General features: G+C 54.5%; 16 protein-coding genes. 2 read left to right on the plus strand and 14 right to left on the minus strand.

Features of this window, described 5'->3' with window-relative positions:
• Positions 1 to 162: 162 nt before the first annotated feature.
• The 12 genes from lysS to spoIIE all read right to left on the minus strand — a co-directional run bounded on the left by lysS (position 163) and on the right by spoIIE (position 13545).
• Positions 163 to 1647 (minus strand): lysine--tRNA ligase, encoded by a 1485-nt coding sequence (lysS, locus tag M4I36_RS15545; protein WP_258112674.1) that lies wholly within the window; start codon positions 1645 to 1647, stop codon positions 163 to 165.
• Positions 1648 to 1740: 93 nt separating this feature from the next.
• Positions 1741 to 2217, minus strand: coding sequence for a transcription elongation factor GreA (greA, locus tag M4I36_RS15550; protein ID WP_258112675.1), 477 nt, complete (start codon positions 2215 to 2217; stop codon positions 1741 to 1743).
• A gap of 196 nt (positions 2218 to 2413) precedes the next feature.
• Positions 2414 to 2644 carry a helix-turn-helix domain-containing protein gene (locus tag M4I36_RS15555; RefSeq protein WP_258112676.1) on the minus strand — a complete coding sequence of 77 codons (231 nt, stop codon included), beginning with the start codon at positions 2642 to 2644 and terminating at the stop codon, positions 2414 to 2416.
• Positions 2625 to 3125 carry a 2-amino-4-hydroxy-6-hydroxymethyldihydropteridine diphosphokinase gene (gene folK, locus M4I36_RS15560; protein ID WP_258112677.1) on the minus strand — a complete coding sequence of 167 codons (501 nt, stop codon included), beginning with the start codon at positions 3123 to 3125 and terminating at the stop codon, positions 2625 to 2627. The genes M4I36_RS15555 and folK overlap by 20 nt, the downstream gene beginning before the upstream one ends.
• On the minus strand, positions 3109 to 3903 hold the full coding sequence (gene folP, locus M4I36_RS15565; protein WP_258112678.1) for a dihydropteroate synthase: 795 nt from the start codon (positions 3901 to 3903) through the stop codon (positions 3109 to 3111). The genes folK and folP overlap by 17 nt, the downstream gene beginning before the upstream one ends.
• Positions 3904 to 3949: 46 nt before the next feature.
• Positions 3950 to 4846: an Hsp33 family molecular chaperone HslO gene (gene hslO, locus M4I36_RS15570; protein WP_258112679.1), complete on the minus strand. Its 897-nt coding sequence runs from the start codon at positions 4844 to 4846 to the stop codon at positions 3950 to 3952.
• 105 nt (positions 4847 to 4951) lie between these two features.
• Positions 4952 to 7051: an ATP-dependent zinc metalloprotease FtsH gene (ftsH, locus tag M4I36_RS15575; protein ID WP_258112680.1), complete on the minus strand. Its 2100-nt coding sequence runs from the start codon at positions 7049 to 7051 to the stop codon at positions 4952 to 4954.
• Between the two features lie 110 nt (positions 7052 to 7161).
• Positions 7162 to 7701, minus strand: a complete 540-nt coding sequence (hpt, locus tag M4I36_RS15580; protein WP_258112681.1) for a hypoxanthine phosphoribosyltransferase — start codon at positions 7699 to 7701, stop codon at positions 7162 to 7164.
• Positions 7702 to 7757: 56 nt separating this feature from the next.
• Positions 7758 to 9245: a tRNA lysidine(34) synthetase TilS gene (gene tilS, locus M4I36_RS15585; protein WP_258112682.1), complete on the minus strand. Its 1488-nt coding sequence runs from the start codon at positions 9243 to 9245 to the stop codon at positions 7758 to 7760.
• Between the two features lie 70 nt (positions 9246 to 9315).
• On the minus strand, positions 9316 to 10236 hold the full coding sequence (locus tag M4I36_RS15590; RefSeq protein WP_258112683.1) for a protein kinase domain-containing protein: 921 nt from the start codon (positions 10234 to 10236) through the stop codon (positions 9316 to 9318).
• A 3-nt stretch (positions 10237 to 10239) separates the two neighbouring features.
• Positions 10240 to 10956: a vWA domain-containing protein gene (locus M4I36_RS15595; RefSeq protein WP_258112684.1), complete on the minus strand. Its 717-nt coding sequence runs from the start codon at positions 10954 to 10956 to the stop codon at positions 10240 to 10242.
• A 135-nt stretch (positions 10957 to 11091) separates the two neighbouring features.
• Positions 11092 to 13545: a stage II sporulation protein E gene (gene spoIIE, locus M4I36_RS15600; RefSeq protein ID WP_258112685.1), complete on the minus strand. Its 2454-nt coding sequence runs from the start codon at positions 13543 to 13545 to the stop codon at positions 11092 to 11094.
• A gap of 266 nt (positions 13546 to 13811) precedes the next feature.
• Here spoIIE and M4I36_RS15605 point away from each other — a divergent pair, with 266 nt between their 5' ends.
• Complete coding sequence (locus tag M4I36_RS15605; protein ID WP_258112789.1) at positions 13812 to 14291, plus strand: deaminase; 480 nt, start codon at positions 13812 to 13814, stop codon at positions 14289 to 14291.
• Between the two features lie 99 nt (positions 14292 to 14390).
• Positions 14391 to 14513 carry a cortex morphogenetic protein CmpA gene (gene cmpA / locus M4I36_RS15610; protein WP_258112686.1) on the plus strand — a complete coding sequence of 41 codons (123 nt, stop codon included), beginning with the start codon at positions 14391 to 14393 and terminating at the stop codon, positions 14511 to 14513.
• Between the two features lie 92 nt (positions 14514 to 14605).
• On the opposite strand, the gene M4I36_RS15615 is transcribed toward cmpA, so the two are convergent.
• Both M4I36_RS15615 and M4I36_RS15620 read right to left on the minus strand, forming a co-directional pair.
• Positions 14606 to 14809 carry a hypothetical protein gene (locus tag M4I36_RS15615; protein ID WP_258112687.1) on the minus strand — a complete coding sequence of 68 codons (204 nt, stop codon included), beginning with the start codon at positions 14807 to 14809 and terminating at the stop codon, positions 14606 to 14608.
• A gap of 94 nt (positions 14810 to 14903) precedes the next feature.
• On the minus strand, positions 14904 to 15317 hold the full coding sequence (locus M4I36_RS15620) for a S1 domain-containing RNA-binding protein (protein ID WP_258112688.1): 414 nt from the start codon (positions 15315 to 15317) through the stop codon (positions 14904 to 14906).
• Positions 15318 to 15393 lie beyond the last annotated feature (76 nt).

Raw genomic sequence — 15393 nt, forward strand, 5'->3', positions numbered from 1 at the left:
CAGGGCTCTTTCGCCCCGCTCCGTGGTGAAGCGACAGCGACTATCTTACCTCGCCCTCGCTCCTTTTGCAAGTCTTTCTCCCGACTTTTCTTCGCTTTTTTCAAAATAAAAAAGGCGGGCACCTGACGGCCCCTCTGGACACAGGTTCACCCGCGTGATGATTTACTCCTCAATTCTGTCCCGTAGCAATGGAAACAACAGCACATCTCGAATGGATGGTTGATTCGTCAACAACATCACCAATCGATCAATCCCAATCCCGAGACCTCCCGTGGGTGGCATACCATGCTCCAAAGCCAGCAGGAAATCCTCGTCCAGCTCTTGAGCCTCCTCGTTGCCTGCGGCACGCTCCGCCATCTGTTGAAGAAAGCGCTCCCGTTGATCGAGCGGATCGTTCAACTCAGAAAAGGCATTTCCGTGTTCGCGCCCCACGATAAACAGCTCAAAACGGTCCGTAAACCGCTCATCTTCGGTATTCTTTTTCGCGAGCGGCGAAATTTCCACTGGATGCCCGAAAACAAACGTGGGCTGAATCAGGGTTTGTTCCACTTTTTGTTCAAAAACTTCGTTGACCACATGCCCATAGGAACTTCCCGGAGGACAGTGAACGCCAACTTCTTTCGCCAGCGCGGCAGCGTCCTGTGCAGACCTCACGGGCCAGAAATTGACCCCTGTCACCTCGCGTACAGCGTCTACCATGTGCACGCGCCGCCAGGGACCAGCGAGCTCAATTTGGTGTTCCCCGTATGGAATGAGCGTCTGATCATGGACGGCGGCGGCAGCTGCGCGAATGAGATTCTCTGTCAAATCCATGACGTCTTCGAAGTCCGCGTATGCTTGATAGAGTTCCAACATGGTGAACTCTGGATTATGCCGAGTCGATATTCCTTCGTTGCGATACGTTCGGCCAATCTCATAGACGCGCTCCAATCCACCTACAATCAGGCGTTTCAAGTGCAACTCCAAGGCAATGCGCAGGACGAGAGGCATGTCCAGTGCATTGTGGTGCGTTTGAAACGGTCGAGCATGTGCACCACTCGCCACGGAGTGGAGCGTGGGCGTTTCCACCTCCAGAAAGCCAAGCCCATCGAGATAGGTTCGAATCGCTCGAATAATTCCGGAGCGCGCCACAAAGGTCGCTCGTATCTCTGGATTGGCAATCAGGTCCAAATATCGCTGACGATAGCGCGTCTCGACATCTTTTAAGCCGTGCCATTTCTCCGGAAGAGGCCGAAGCGCCTTAGACAAGATGTCGATCCGTTGACACAGAACAGTGACTTCCCCCCGGTTGGTCCGAAACACTGGCCCTTCCACGCCAAGGAAGTCTCCGAGGTCGAGCAACTGAAAGAGCTCGTATGCTTCTTCTCCCAGCACATCCACTTTCGCGTAAATTTGAATTGGCCCCGTGCGGTCTTGCAACACCGCAAAAGACGCCTTACCGTGACCACGGCGAATCGTCAAGCGACCAGCGATGCGAACCACGTAGTGTGCACTCTCTAAATCTTCTTTGCTCTTGCCCTCGCTGAAGGCGAGAACATCCTGTGCGTGATGCGTCTGAGGGTAGCGGTGACCAAACGGATCGACACCACGCTCCCTCAAGGCATTCATTTTCTCTCGGCGAACTGCGATTAATTCGTGCTCTTCCAAACTCAACGCTCCTCCCAAAATAGACGAGGGGGCCAACGCCCAGCCTCGTCCTCATGAAAACATACACAAATTTCAGACAGAACTCCTTGTGTCCTATCGATGAATTTCGAGAATCTTAAACTGGATAGTTCCTGCAGGCACGGCGACATCAACGGTCGACCCAATCGACTTACCGAGCAGCGCGCGCCCTACTGGGGATTCGTTCGAAATTTTATTGCTACCAGGGTCCGCTTCAGCCGAGCCAACAATGGTATATTCCACTTGCTCGTCAAATTCTATGTCCTTCAAAACGACGGTCGACCCGATGGAGACCATTCCTGTGTCAACTTCGGATTCGTGGATAATTCGCGCGTTGCGGAGCATTTTCTCCAGTGTCATGATGCGCCCTTCAATGAATGCCTGTTCATTCTTGGCGTCTTCGTACTCCGAGTTTTCGCTGATATCGCCATAGGAGATGGCGAGCTTAATACGCTCCGCGACTTCCCGCCGCTTGACGCTTTTCAATTGCTCTAGTTCCTCCTCGAGCTTACGCAAACCCTCGGGAGTCAAGAGCACCTCTTTTTCTGCCATGCCAATCGCCCCTTTTCAAAGCAGTACAGCTACTTACTTATGCCAACCACAGGTGGATGTATGCTCCCAAGATGGGACAGAGCACCGTCAGGAAATCCCGACAGTGCTCTCAGCCATGCACCGAACTGACGTCTATCGGCAATTATAGAGACGCCCCGTGGGGTTGTCAACGGATACCAACGCCGCACTCGTGGGTTTACGAGTCCTCCTGCGCCGCCGCACTCTCTGCTTCTCCAAACAATTCTGCAGCCGAAACTGTCAATTCACGCTCAAGCCGCTTCAACAATTCGGGCGTAGGCGTTCGCGTTCCCCGTTCTAGAGAGCCGATAATCGCCAGAGAAACTCCTATCCGGATGGCCAACTCTTCCTGGGTCCAGTGTTTCAACTTCCGGTAGGCACGCAACTTCCTACCAAAAACGTCCGACATACCTCACCCCATCCTTCGACAATCTATCGGCTATTTGTTGAAAGGTCTGACCGCCCAGTCCGCGCCGGCCCGGACACAGTTCCGCCAACGGTATCATGACAAAGGCCCGTTGCCACATGCGCGGATGAGGTACTTGTAGCACTTTATAACAGATTGCGCCGTTCCCGTACAGGAGTAAATCTACATCGAGCGTGCGCGGCCCATTCGGAAACTCGCGGCGCCGACCCGCTTGTGCTTCCACACGCAGGCATTCTGCAAGTAATTCCAAAGGAGACAGTTGAGTAAAGAAACGGGTGACCATGTTCAAAAACTGAGGTTGATCCCGGTATCCAACCGGATCCGTCTCATACACAGCGGAAGTCTCCACCGGACCTACCGCCAACTTTCCCAAGCTTTCGACCGCCTGATTCAGGTAGTGAATTCGACCACCTTGGTTTGACCCGAGCGCAACAAACACTTCGACATCACGAGACGACTGCATCTTCAGCGACCATCGCCTCCATCATGCGAGCAACGCGGACACTCGCCTGGACATCATGCACGCGCACTGCTCTTACCCCAGCGGCTACGGCATAGGCCACACCAGCCAAACTTCCTTCGAGCCGACTGTCCACAGGAAGTCCAAGCACGCCTCCCACGACCCTCTTGCGGCTTATGCCGAGTAACACTTGTGGCCCCAGTTTCGCAAACTCAGGCAGCGCCCGCAGCGCCTGAAGGTTTTGGTCGTGGGTCTTAGCAAATCCGATGCCCGGGTCAATCCAGAGTCGATTCTGCGCGATGCCTGCGCGAAGACATCGCTCCACGCCCATCCGGGTCTCTGCGAACAACTCGGAGAGTCCATCCCCAGTCGGTTCGACCGGGCGATTGTGCATCCACACATAGTCACAATGCGCCTTGGCCACAAGTTCCAACATGGACTCTGAACACTGCGCACCAGACACGTCATTAACCATGTCCACCCCCATCGCCAGGGCCCGCCTCGCAATCTCGGGCTTATATGTATCAACGGAGATGCGGACTCGCAAGCGCCCACACACCGCTCGAAGCACGGGTTCAAGCCGCTGCCACTCCTCATCCATGGACACAGGCGTATGCCCCGGGCGCGTGCTCTCCGCCCCCAAGTCAATGATGTCTGCCCCTTCTTCCTGCAATTGCAAAGCGCGACCGACCGCTTCATCAACTGCAAAAAATTGCCCGCCGTCCGAAAACGAATCGGGAGTTATGTTGACAATCCCCATAATGAGAATGGGCTGGCGCATGAAACCGCGCCTCCTCTCTTGACGACAGCTGGCTGTCGCCCAGAATTCACTCAAATTCCACTCGAGACTCGTCCAACTCTGCCAGCGAACGGCGCAGGTCATCAGCGTCAAACAAGTAATGCTCATTACAAAAATGACATACAACTTCCGCCTGCCCATCTTCTTCGAGCATCGACACGAGTTCTCCTCTACCAAGAGACTTTAACACGTTTTCTAGACGGATTCGCGAACATGTGCAGCGAAATTCCACCGGAACAGACTCCGTCTGCACCGCATCAGGAGCGACTAAGAGCAACAAATCTACAGCACTCGCCCCGTGCTGAAGAACATCCGTCACACTCGGCACGGCCCGCAGACGTGCTTCCAACAAGTCAATATCTTCGGGGCGAGCGTCAGGCAGTAGTTGCAGCAGAAAACCTCCCGCCGCCAGTACTTGGTTCTCCGTCCCCACCAAGACCCCTGCTCCCACTGCTGACGGAACTTGTTCCGACGTAGCAAAATAATATGTGAAATCGTCCGCAATCTCTCCCGACTGCAATTCGGACGATCCGGTATAGAAATCTTTCAATCCGCTGTCCCTTGTCACATACAGTGTCCCTCTCCCAACAGCACCTCCCACATCCAACTTCCCGAGCGCGTTGGCTGGCAAGTGCACAAATGGATTGTCCACGAATCCCCGGACGTGGCCGTTGGCATCGGCATCGACGAGAATGCGACCAAGTGGGCCATCGCCTTCCACACGCAGAGTGAGTCGTTCTTCATTCTTTAAGAGTCGCCCCATCATCAAACCAATCGTCGCAGTTCTCCCCAGTGCCGCCGTAGCCACTGGCCACGTATGGTGCCGGGTTTGCATCGTCTGAACAACATCTGTGCTGACACAGGCAAACGCCAGTCCTCTTCCAGAAAGCATGGAGGCGCGCACCACTTCATTGACCACTTTCATTTGGACACTCTCCTCTTGGCAGTAAAAGCCTTTGACTACAAGGAACAACCCCCGAACAAGTCGAGGGTTGTTTGTCTGCGATTACTTTCCGGAAATCATGCAAACTCACTCTGTTTTCGGTGCACTTGAATTGTCGCCATCGGGCGTGGCGTTATCCCCACTGTCCTCCGCGGACGCCTCATGTCCTCCAGGCTCTTGGTTCGAGGACGAGAGAGTTTCTGTTGGAACCGTACCCGGCAAAGGCCCCTGCGCGGGTGACGGGTTTTGCGGAGCCGATGAGTTCTCCACGGGCGGCTGACTTCTGTCTGGTTCAGCCGGAGGCTGAACATCCGGCTTAAGATGGACTGGCACGCCATCCATGGCCAAGCGCTGTGCCAAGTCATCCGTCCTCAAATCCTCCGGGTCTCGCCCTTCCATGATGGCGCGAATCTCGTACTCATCGATGGTTTCTTTTTCGAGCAACAAATTGGCCAGTGCATCCAGTTTGTCCCGGCGCTCCGTCAACAGACGACGCGTGCGTTCGTGACACACTTCGACAATCTGCTTCATCTCCACGTCAATTTCAAACGCCACTTGGTCACTGTAGTTCGCTTCGCTCGACAGGTCTTTGCCGAGAAAGACCTGACCTTGACGACTACCATACTGCATGGGGCCCAGTTTCTCACTCATGCCATACTCAGTGACCATTTGCCGAGCAATGCCCGTGACGCGCTCCAAGTCATTGGACGCTCCTGTGCTGACTTCGCCAAGAACAATTTCCTCCGCGACCCGCCCGCCGAGGAGTCCGCAGATGCGGTCGAACATCTCTTGTCGTGTCATAAAGTAACGGTCTTCTTTCGGCAAAGTCACTGTGTAGCCACCCGCCATGCCTCGCGGGATAATGGTGACTTTGTGCACAGTATCTGCCGCCTGCAGATAATACCCCACTACCGCATGTCCGGCTTCGTGGAAAGCGACCAACTTTCGTTCGTGCTCACTGATGACGCGCGACCGCTTCTCTGGGCCTGCCATCACGCGGTCAATCGCCTCATCGACATCGACGGTCGTGATTTTACTCTCCCGCTTGCGAGCGGCGAGTAGCGCAGCTTCGTTCAATACGTTTTCTAAATCGGCACCCGTAAAGCCAGGCGTGCGCTTGGCGATAACGTCCATGCGAATGTCTGTCGCAAAAGGCTTGTTGCGCGAATGCACGCGCAAAATCTCTTCGCGACCACGAACATCGGGTCGATTGACGACAATCTGGCGGTCAAATCGGCCAGGGCGCAACAACGCTGGGTCGAGAATATCCGGTCGGTTCGTCGCCGCAATAATGATGATACCATCGTTTCCACCAAATCCATCCATCTCAACAAGCAGCTGGTTCAATGTTTGTTCTCGCTCATCGTGTCCTCCGCCGAGCCCAGCTCCGCGGTGACGGCCCACAGCATCAATTTCATCAATGAAGATGATGCAAGGTGCGTTCTTTTTCGCCGTTTCAAACAAGTCACGAACACGAGATGCACCGACACCAACAAACATTTCCACGAAGTCCGATCCGCTGATAGAGAAGAACGGCACGCCCGCTTCTCCTGCAACCGCACGGGCCAGCAGTGTCTTACCTGTTCCCGGCGGCCCGACGAGCAACACGCCTTTCGGGATGCGCGCACCCAGCAGCGCAAACCGTTTCGGATCTTTCAAAAACTCGACAATCTCTTCCAATTCCGCTTTCTCTTCATCCGCTCCAGCGACATCGCGAAACGTCACTCTGCGCTTCTCTTCCGTGTACAGCCGCGCGCGGCTTTTACCAAAATTCATCACGCGGTTGCCGCCGCCCTGCGCCTGATTGAAGAGGAAGAACATGATGACAAAGATGAACACGAAAGGAATGATGGACGTTAAGAACTGAATCCAAACAGACTCCTTCGGTTCCGGGTTGGTGTACCACTTGACTTTATTGTTGACCAACAATGGATAAATATTGTCATCGTACAATCCTCTGGTCGAGAACTTCTTGCCGTCACTGAGTGTCCCGTCAATCGTGACCGTGAGGCCATCGGGCGTCACGTAGACCGGTCCGGAAATGTTGTTCGTCTTGACATCATTAATAAAGGTACTGTAAGCAATCGTCGACTGAGGTGGGCGCGAGCCGGTCATGAAGTCCACCACACCCACAATCGCCAGCAAAATCAAGACATAGAAGACAATGCTGCGGTAAAACCTGTTCATGCCTTACCTCCTCTCGGTCACGGCGGGAATATTGTACCATACGTACAGAGACGGCGACAGCCATGCAAGCCGATGCCTTGAACCGTTTGTGACAGTTGTGAGGACACTCGTCATGTCTGATAGACTTCCGCTCTGAGGACACCTACATATGGCAAATTCCGATACCTTTCAGCATAGTCCAGGCCGTATCCGACAATAAATTCATTCGGTACTCGAAAACCATAATGGTCGGGACGAATATCGACCGAACGCCCCTCCGGTTTGTCAAACAAAGACACGATGCGGACCGATGCGGCTCCTCGATGAAGCAAATTGTCCCGCAGATAGCGAAGCGTCAATCCGCTGTCGACAATGTCCTCCACCAAAATCAAGTGGCGCCCCTCGACCGATGCCTCCAAGTCTTTCAAAATACGCACCACTCCAGAGGACTTGGACGAGGCCCCGTAACTCGACGTAGCCATAAAATCCATCTCCAACGGCACCGTCACATGTTTGACCAAATCAGCCATAAAAATGACCGCACCCTTGAGAACACAGACGAACAAGGGATGACAGTTGGCACACTCTCGGCTCAAGATGTCCCCTAGTTCGGCCACGCGCTGTTGGATTTGCTCTTCATCGAAGAGTATGCGCTCAATGTCCTGGTGCATGACTTCCCTCCACTCCTCCACGCTTTCAAAACCCTGAGTCCGCCGCCCTCGACGCTTCACGAGCTAGGTACTGTGCGGGCCAGTGCGGGTGGCAACAACTCAACCACCACCCGCGGCGGCACTGCGGTCACTGTCCAGCCAGAGTCCTCAGTATCCACCGTTTTCAAACGAGATCGTACCATCCCCGGAATCCACAGAACATGGTCCCCTTCTGCTACCACTGGCCATGCACTCCGTAGACCTTTGGGCAGTTTGCGTTCGCCAAATACATCGGAAATTTTTTTCGATCCGGTCATGCCAAGCGGCCATACCCGCTCGCCAACATGACTGGTCCGAATGTCGACTTCCCTCAGCGCTGCGGGAAATCTGACTTGCCATGCGGACGGCGTATGTATACCTTCATTGTGCAACATCCAAGGTCGGCAAGTCCACTTCCAACCGTCAGCTGTCGTGATTTCTTCCGAGGTACACATCGACCATCGCTGCGAACACTCCACCGCACGTCCGCTTTGTTCTATCCAACTACCGACGGCAGGATACCCAAGGACGACTTCGTCGTACAGGCGCCAAGCTTTCACACCAGCAGGGAGATGGATGCAAGCGGACACGTTCTTCGAATGAACCAAGTTCATCACTGCCTCAATGTGCACCGAAGACCAATCCACTTGAGGGAAATACATCAATAGTAGGCGAATTGCGCGGCGTTGTAAAGGAAGCGGCCACTCGAGCAGGGCTTTTACCGATACTCGGTAAGCCTGACCCTGTGCCAACACAGAAACCAGCGGCATCAACTTCCCGGCAACCCATTCCTGGAGCCAATCGTCTTCTTCCCGCAACAGCTGGCTCTGCCGGCGTGCGACGGCGTGAAGTTCGGGCTGCATCTCCAGCAACAGAGGTACGACTTGCCTCCGAATTCGATTCCGAACCATAGCGTCGTCATGGTTGGAGGCATCTTCGCGGTGCTTCCATCCTTCGTGGGCCGCGACCGCCGCCAGTTGCTGTTTCGTAAATTTCAAAAATGGCCGCACCATCAGAAGAGGAGTCGACTCTATTCGCGACACATCTCGCATCCCAGCCAGCCCCGCCAAGTGAGCCCCTCGCAGAAACCTCCAAAGAAACGTCTCGACGACATCGTCCGCATGATGGCCCAGTGCCAAGATGGTCGACCCCGTCTCTTCGCACAGACGCCGCAACGCTTCGTGGCGTAACCGCCGTGCGTCTGCTTCCAATCCCTTGCGATCCGGATTTGAAATGGTCCCCAATTGTACATATTCTACACTCACAGGCAATCCCAACTCGTGCGCCAGTGTGACGACAAAGTCTGAATCGTCGTTTGCCTCCGAGCGAAGTCCATGGTGGACGTGGCCGACATGAATCTGCAAGTCTGCGCGGGCGGCGACCGAGTGCAGCATGCGCAACAAAACCGTGGAATCCAATCCCCCCGAGCACGCTACGAGCATCCGTCTGGGGCGCAAACTTGGCAAAATTGCCTGCAAATGTTGCAACCATGCTTCTCGGTCGAGACCTTGGTCGACGGCTGACACGATATTCTCATCCTCTGCACCACAAGATGTACGCTCCCATGATACCAGAGTCCGCGAAAGAGTTCCGAACTCAGGACGATTTCAACAGCACCACCCAGGCGGCGAGCGTCGCAGCCGTCGCCGACGAGACAGAAAACCACATGAATCGCTCCGTCCAGTCCATGCGCTCTGCCTGGCTCACAGAGACACGTGCGGCTCCACTGGTGGACACTGCAGGAGAGGCCTGGAGCATCTGAACGGCGGTCTCTGCACTTCGTATGCGACTTTCTAGAATGCCAACTAACACGGAGTTGCGCCGCGGTGCCGGAGTCAATTGAGAAAGTATGCTGTACAGCCACTTTCGTCTCGACTCGAGCGGAGACTGCATTAAATCGGCCGGTGGGGGCTGACGTAAAAACAAAAACACGAGTGCCAAGCCAACGAGATCGTACGCAGCATCTGCAGTCCGCGAGCCAAGCCCCCAAAATCCGCGATCATAGGTCGGGGTGTATTGCCGCACAGACCTGCCGAACGACGTAACACCTCCAATGTCCACTAGGCGTGCGCGCCGTTCGCTCTTGCGCTCGACCAGCAGATTTTCTGGTTTCACATCGCAAAACGCGTAACCTTTTTCATGGAGCGAGGAAAGTGCCGACAAATAGTCACCAAAGAGGCGGTCCAAATCCGGATCGCCGAGCGACTTTGCCGCCACTGGAAGTGTATCTCCAGAAATTAATTCCATCACGTAAAAAAATGGCTTGCCGAGTGCATCGTCGTCCATCAAGACCGGCTGCACAAAAGCCGGGCTGGCAGACGCCAAATCGGACAATAAACGCCACTCAGACGCAATGTCTGCACTGACTGCACTCACCTTCAAAGCCACCAACGCGTTGCCTTTGCCAGTCTGAGTCGCTTGATAAACTTCACCATTGGCGCCCGACCCAAGACGCTGTTGAACGACAAACTCCTGTTGACTCCACTTTCCTCGCAAAACCGTCCCCGGCTTCAACATCGGTCACAGAGACGCCAGACGTGCGCCGTCGTCCTCATTCGGACGCTGCTGCAGCAGCGTCAAAGCCGTACGCAAAGCCGGTCCGGTTGGGGTACCGCCGCTCGCTACGTAGCAGCGCTTCAAGGCGGACTCATCTACCTTCGAAGTGAACGGCTGGATGGTCTCTGCCATGCCGTCATGGCGAGACGGAAAGCAGACGACCGCCACTTGGGAGTCTCCAAGACGTGCACTAAGCGACAGCGAAAGGTCTTGTATCGCTTCTCGCACCATCGCCATTTTGTGTTTCATGCTCGCACTCGTATCGACCAATACGACCAATTCAAGTGTCAGTTCTTCTTGCAATTTGTCCACAACTTGTGAGACTCGGGCTCGCTCTTCGGGCGGCAACTCTTCTGTCGTTTTGCCGAGCACCGACTGCAGTTCCTGACTCACAGCTTGCTGCAGAGTCAGTTGCATGGTCTGATGCGTCATCATCTGAGCGGTCGCGGCAACGTTGTGCGGTTCGACAATTCGGCACATGCCACCACCCGCGTCCGCAATGGACAGCGCCTCTTGGCGTCCGGCTCTGCCCATATCGCCCCCGTCGACCACGCCAATCACATTCACCGAAATGCCTTTGCGGAAAGCTTCCACCGCTACATCCACCGGATTTTCTCCAATGTTTGAGCACCCGTCCGTAATCAGTAGAATTTGTCGCAACCTGGCCTCGCTACGCAACATCAAAACACCTCCGCCGTTCTCCCAATTCTGGTATCCCTAGCAGTATGGGCGAACGAGGAGGGGAACATTCTCCATCCGACAGATTTTCTGGGGTCTTTCGAGTCTTCTCCGGGCGTGACGGACAAGGGGCTCGACCTACGCTCCCGCCGTACTCCGACCGACGATTTTTTTGCGCCGCAACCCTTCCACGCGCGGCAACTTGATGCTGGCCCATTCCGGCTCATACGGCTGCACTTTGGCCACCACGACGGTCATGTCGTCGGAAATTTCGCCGAGGTTAACGCGCACCGCCGCTTCTACCAAAGTGTCCGCAATTGATTGCAAGTCTCGGGTGTCCAGTTGCTCCAATTGCCGCTGCAACCAATCCGTGCGGTCGTAGTGAGCACGCGGCGCGTCGTAAACTCCATCGGAGAGCAACACCAGGATGTCACCTGCCTGTAACTGCTCCGTGACGGTTTGAACCTCGATGTTTTGAAGAATACCAATCGGAACCCCGTCCCCGGTAATCGACAGAACTTCCTGCCCGCGAAGGATAAACGAAGGGGCACACCCCACTTTGAGAAAGTCCGCCCGTGCGCTGAAGAGGTCAATGAGAGCGAGATCGAGCGTCGTGAACATCTCGTCTTGATTGCGCAAGAGCAGTGCTGAATTGATGGTCTGAATCGTCAAGTGTTCATCAAAACCTGCTCGCAGCAGCTTCTTCGCCAATTCAATGGCAGCTTTAGACTCCCTGCGGGCGCGCTCTCCATTACCCATGCCGTCAGAGACGGCGAGGGCATAACGCCCATTTCCCAAGTCCACCGTGGTGTGCGTGTCCCCGGAGACCAACCGCCCACCTCGCGCTGCACCGGCGACTGCCGTTTGGACCGTGTATCGGCGCGCGGACGCAAACGTGCAGCGCACGAGGTCATGGTCCTTGGCATCCATGCGCGCGAGAGACACCGTCTCGTTTAGAATGCCCGACAAGAGCGGAGCCACCATCCGCGTGGCAGTCTCCTCCCCGCCTGCCGCTGGCAATGAGATTTCAATCTCAATTTTGCCTGACTCAAGGGAGACAATATGAATGCGGTCAACATACAGGCCGAGTTCCTCAAAACCCGCGAGAATTTGCTCTTCCTCCGACAACGCAATCCGGTCTGAAGTCTGAATTTGCGCCGAAATGGCGCGAACTACCGCTGCAACTCCACCCAACTGCGAGGCGACCAACGTCCGTTGCTCGTACAGTTTTTTCATCCACTTCTCATCACGGTAGGTTAGGTCGAGATTGTATCGAAGGACGCCCATCATCGAATCCAGACGACAGCAACGCTCTTTTAAGTCGGCAGTGGGGAGTGCCTTCCCCCTCGGACTGACTTCCATCTGGCTGATGGTGTTTGCCATCGCCTGGTAGGTCTGCATGCCTTGCTTATCCCAGCATACCGCTCGGCGCGCGCATCCTCTGCAGACTTGATTGGCGCTCGTACTGACCATGTGCGTAACCAGTTGTTGAGCCGAAGCAAACGCATTTTCTCCAGTATCCGCAAACGTCACGGCCAATTCTTCGAAAACTTGGCCGAACTGCTCGATTTTTTCGGTCATCAGTTGATTCATGCGACGGACTCTATCTCGCTCCGACTGACGGTTCTCCGCCGTCCCCGGGATGAACGACGCGAATTCTTCACGGAGACTGCCTGGCGTTAGTAAGTACAGCGTGAACGCCGCCAAGGCTGCACCAGCAGTCGCGAAAAGGCCGTGCCAATCAGGAGAAGTAGCCATCGACAAAACGACCACGGAGAGAAAGAACGACACGCCCATCCAAAACCGATTCGTCTCTTTCATAAGCCCCGCGAGAAAGCCCCCGAAACCGCAGACCGCGGCGTCCGCCAAGGTGCCATTGTGACTCAACATTGAAAGTAGGCTGAGCAAAATGGCAGCTGCGACAGCAATCCCCATGCCTCCGCAGGCTAACATCAGTACCATCCAGTCGACGGCGACCGTCGCGACCGACACGCCGTGAACCGTCCATTGCGACAAGCCCATAACGAACGACCCCGCGAGAATAACGAGCGAGACGACCTGTTCACTGCGCAGTTCTTTCGACGACTCGGGAGCGAGAAAGAGTCCGATGCACTGAATGAAAATCAGCCCAAGAAGCGTCACCAGAGCGGCGTCGGCAAGAGCCAGCATCAAGTCCATTTTGGTCCAGACTGTGCCGATGACCAGTAGGTTAGAGAGAAGTGCTACACTTCCGGCCAAAAGCGGGATAAACCGATAATTGACCGTTTTTTGCTTAAGAACGTAGCGGCGCGCGAGCCGGTACAAGACGAATTGCAGGAGCATCAAGAGCGCCGTGGGCAGACCCCCAACCATCCAAGCACCAAGAGCGGCTGCATACCCGGCCGTTCGCGTTGCACGGCCGCCCCGCTCATTGAGAATGACAAAGAATGCAAATCCAAAGGGAGAGATGACGTGAAGAATCGAGGCACGTCCCAGCACGAAGGCAATCAGAGCAAGTAGAATGAAGCGGCGCCAAGAGCGCAGTTGAAGGCGGGTGGTCCTTGGCGATTCGCTGGAACGATGAGCATTGCCCACGAGCGATAAGTGCGACATCGTATGGTCCCCTTCCTGTCCTATGTATGGCCAGTATAGGTGGCACATGCCGCTGATTTTGTCAGACTCCGTAGGCTCGAGAGAAAAATCTTGCGACAGATTCCCCTGTTTGCCAAGACAATTCGCCACATTTTGCGAAGTGGCTAGGAGCGGTTCAAATCCCCGGCCGTCGAACGCTCGCTATAATGGGAGTATGTCGACGCATCCGATAGGATGGGAAAGGAGATTTTATCGTGGATGTTTTCAATCCGCAGAAACCGACAAGAATGAGTTGGGATGAGTTTTTTGCGTCTCTGAGTCGGTTGATGTCGATCCGGTCAACCTGCACACGTTTAGCAGTAGGCTGCCTACTCATTCGCGACCGACGCATCATCGCAAGCGGATACAATGGGTCTCTGAAAGGGGATGTACACTGTATCGATGTGGGTTGCAAGATTGTGGACGGTCACTGCGTGCGCACCATTCACGCCGAGCAGAACGCCTTACTGCAATGCGCTCGCTTCGGTATTGCCACGGAGGGAGCGCATCTGTATGTAACTCACCAGCCTTGTCTTCAGTGTACAAAGAGCCTGATTCAAGCCGGTATCGCAGAGATTTTTTACGAAACCCCCTACCGCGAGGATGCATACGCGAAGGAGTTGCTGAAGTTCGCCGGAGTCTCTGTGCATCGAGTCCAGAGCCGGCTAGACCTCCTGGTGACGACTCAAACTCCGAATCCCACAACTGAAGAAATGAATGAGGAGTGACGCGTGACAAGCTCGACTTGCGTACACTGTGAGCAAACGGAGTCTAACTCTGCTGCCATCGACCGTTTACACATCACGAGTCAACGAGGTGGGTAAAGCATGCCAGAGTGGTTGCGCAGTCAACTGAAACGAGCGTTTCTCAATCGCGATGCAAAATCCATACAGATGTTGAACGCAGCATTTTTCCGCTATCGCAGCAAGTCAACGGAAAACGCTCAATAATGGAATCATCCTCTGTATCAGCCGAGTTGCATTTTTGACACAGACAATAGCGACCAAAAGCGGGCGTATGTCGGACGTAGCACTGGGCGTATCTACAACTCCAGTCGCCCATCCATCCGCTCGCCCGAAAATTTTTTGCAGATGTTGTTCAAGACATCTAGCGTAACCGGACCCAACTGCGCTTTGTACATGTCCAACGAAATGTAGCAGCCATCTCTCTGGTTGATATCGGAGAACCTCAACAAGACACGTTCCTCATTCGCCAACGAATACTCCAAATAATAAAAATCCTCCACGAGGATATTCCTCCTTGTCTTAATCCGTGTCAGAGAAAAACAGGGCGCCTCGTTGCGCCCTGTTTTTCTCTCCAATCACTCTGTTCTTATTCTGTTAACCACGACGTCCACCGCGGCCTCCACGTTTGGACTCGCTGCGACGGAGAGCTTGCAACCGTTCCTCGCTGTCTTTCATGAACCGAGACATTTTGTCTTCAAATGTCATCCGGTGAGGAATATGTCCACTTCGTCCGCGATGCCCAGAATCTCGCGTCGGTCGTACAGCAGGCGCACTGTCATCCGCTTGACGGATGGACAATCCAATCTTGCCGCTCGGGTCCACATTGATTACCTTCACAGTGACTTCTTGATTCAACTGCAAGTGCTCGCGAATTTCCTTCACGTAGCTGTTTGACACCTCAGAGATGTGTACGAGACCTGTTTCGCCTCCCGGCAAAAGGACAAATGCGCCAAAATTCGTGATACCCGTAATCTTTCCAGACAATTTGCTGCCGACCTCAATGGACATACAGACAAGCTTCCTCCTTAGAATTTTAAACGCTACCAATATACAGTATAGAGAACGAGAAAAAAACGTGTCAAGC

This window comes from Alicyclobacillus sp. SP_1, from assembly GCF_024706985.1.
Classification (GTDB): Bacteria; Bacillota; Bacilli; order Alicyclobacillales; family Alicyclobacillaceae; genus Alicyclobacillus_I.

Excerpts from the sequence above, each read along its gene's own strand:
- hslO (WP_258112679.1), bottom strand. The coding sequence starts at position 4,846 with ATGAAAGTGGTCAATGAAGTGGTGCGCGCCTCCATGCTTTCTGGAAGA.
- M4I36_RS15595 (WP_258112684.1), bottom strand. The coding sequence starts at position 10,956 with ATGTTGCGTAGCGAGGCCAGGTTGCGACAAATTCTACTGATTACGGAC.
- spoIIE (WP_258112685.1), bottom strand. The coding sequence starts at position 13,545 with ATGTCGCACTTATCGCTCGTGGGCAATGCTCATCGTTCCAGCGAATCG.
- M4I36_RS15620 (WP_258112688.1), bottom strand. The coding sequence starts at position 15,317 with ATGTCCATTGAGGTCGGCAGCAAATTGTCTGGAAAGATTACGGGTATC.
- folP (WP_258112678.1), bottom strand. The coding sequence starts at position 3,903 with ATGCGCCAGCCCATTCTCATTATGGGGATTGTCAACATAACTCCCGAT.
- M4I36_RS15605 (WP_258112789.1), top strand. The coding sequence starts at position 13,812 with ATGAGTTGGGATGAGTTTTTTGCGTCTCTGAGTCGGTTGATGTCGATC.
- folK (WP_258112677.1), bottom strand. The coding sequence starts at position 3,125 with ATGCAGTCGTCTCGTGATGTCGAAGTGTTTGTTGCGCTCGGGTCAAAC.
- hpt (WP_258112681.1), bottom strand. The coding sequence starts at position 7,701 with ATGCACCAGGACATTGAGCGCATACTCTTCGATGAAGAGCAAATCCAA.
- ftsH (WP_258112680.1), bottom strand. The coding sequence starts at position 7,051 with ATGAACAGGTTTTACCGCAGCATTGTCTTCTATGTCTTGATTTTGCTG.
- greA (WP_258112675.1), bottom strand. The coding sequence starts at position 2,217 with ATGGCAGAAAAAGAGGTGCTCTTGACTCCCGAGGGTTTGCGTAAGCTC.
- cmpA (WP_258112686.1), top strand. The coding sequence starts at position 14,391 with ATGCCAGAGTGGTTGCGCAGTCAACTGAAACGAGCGTTTCTCAATCGC.
- M4I36_RS15555 (WP_258112676.1), bottom strand. The coding sequence starts at position 2,644 with ATGTCGGACGTTTTTGGTAGGAAGTTGCGTGCCTACCGGAAGTTGAAA.
- M4I36_RS15590 (WP_258112683.1), bottom strand. The coding sequence starts at position 10,236 with ATGTTGAAGCCGGGGACGGTTTTGCGAGGAAAGTGGAGTCAACAGGAG.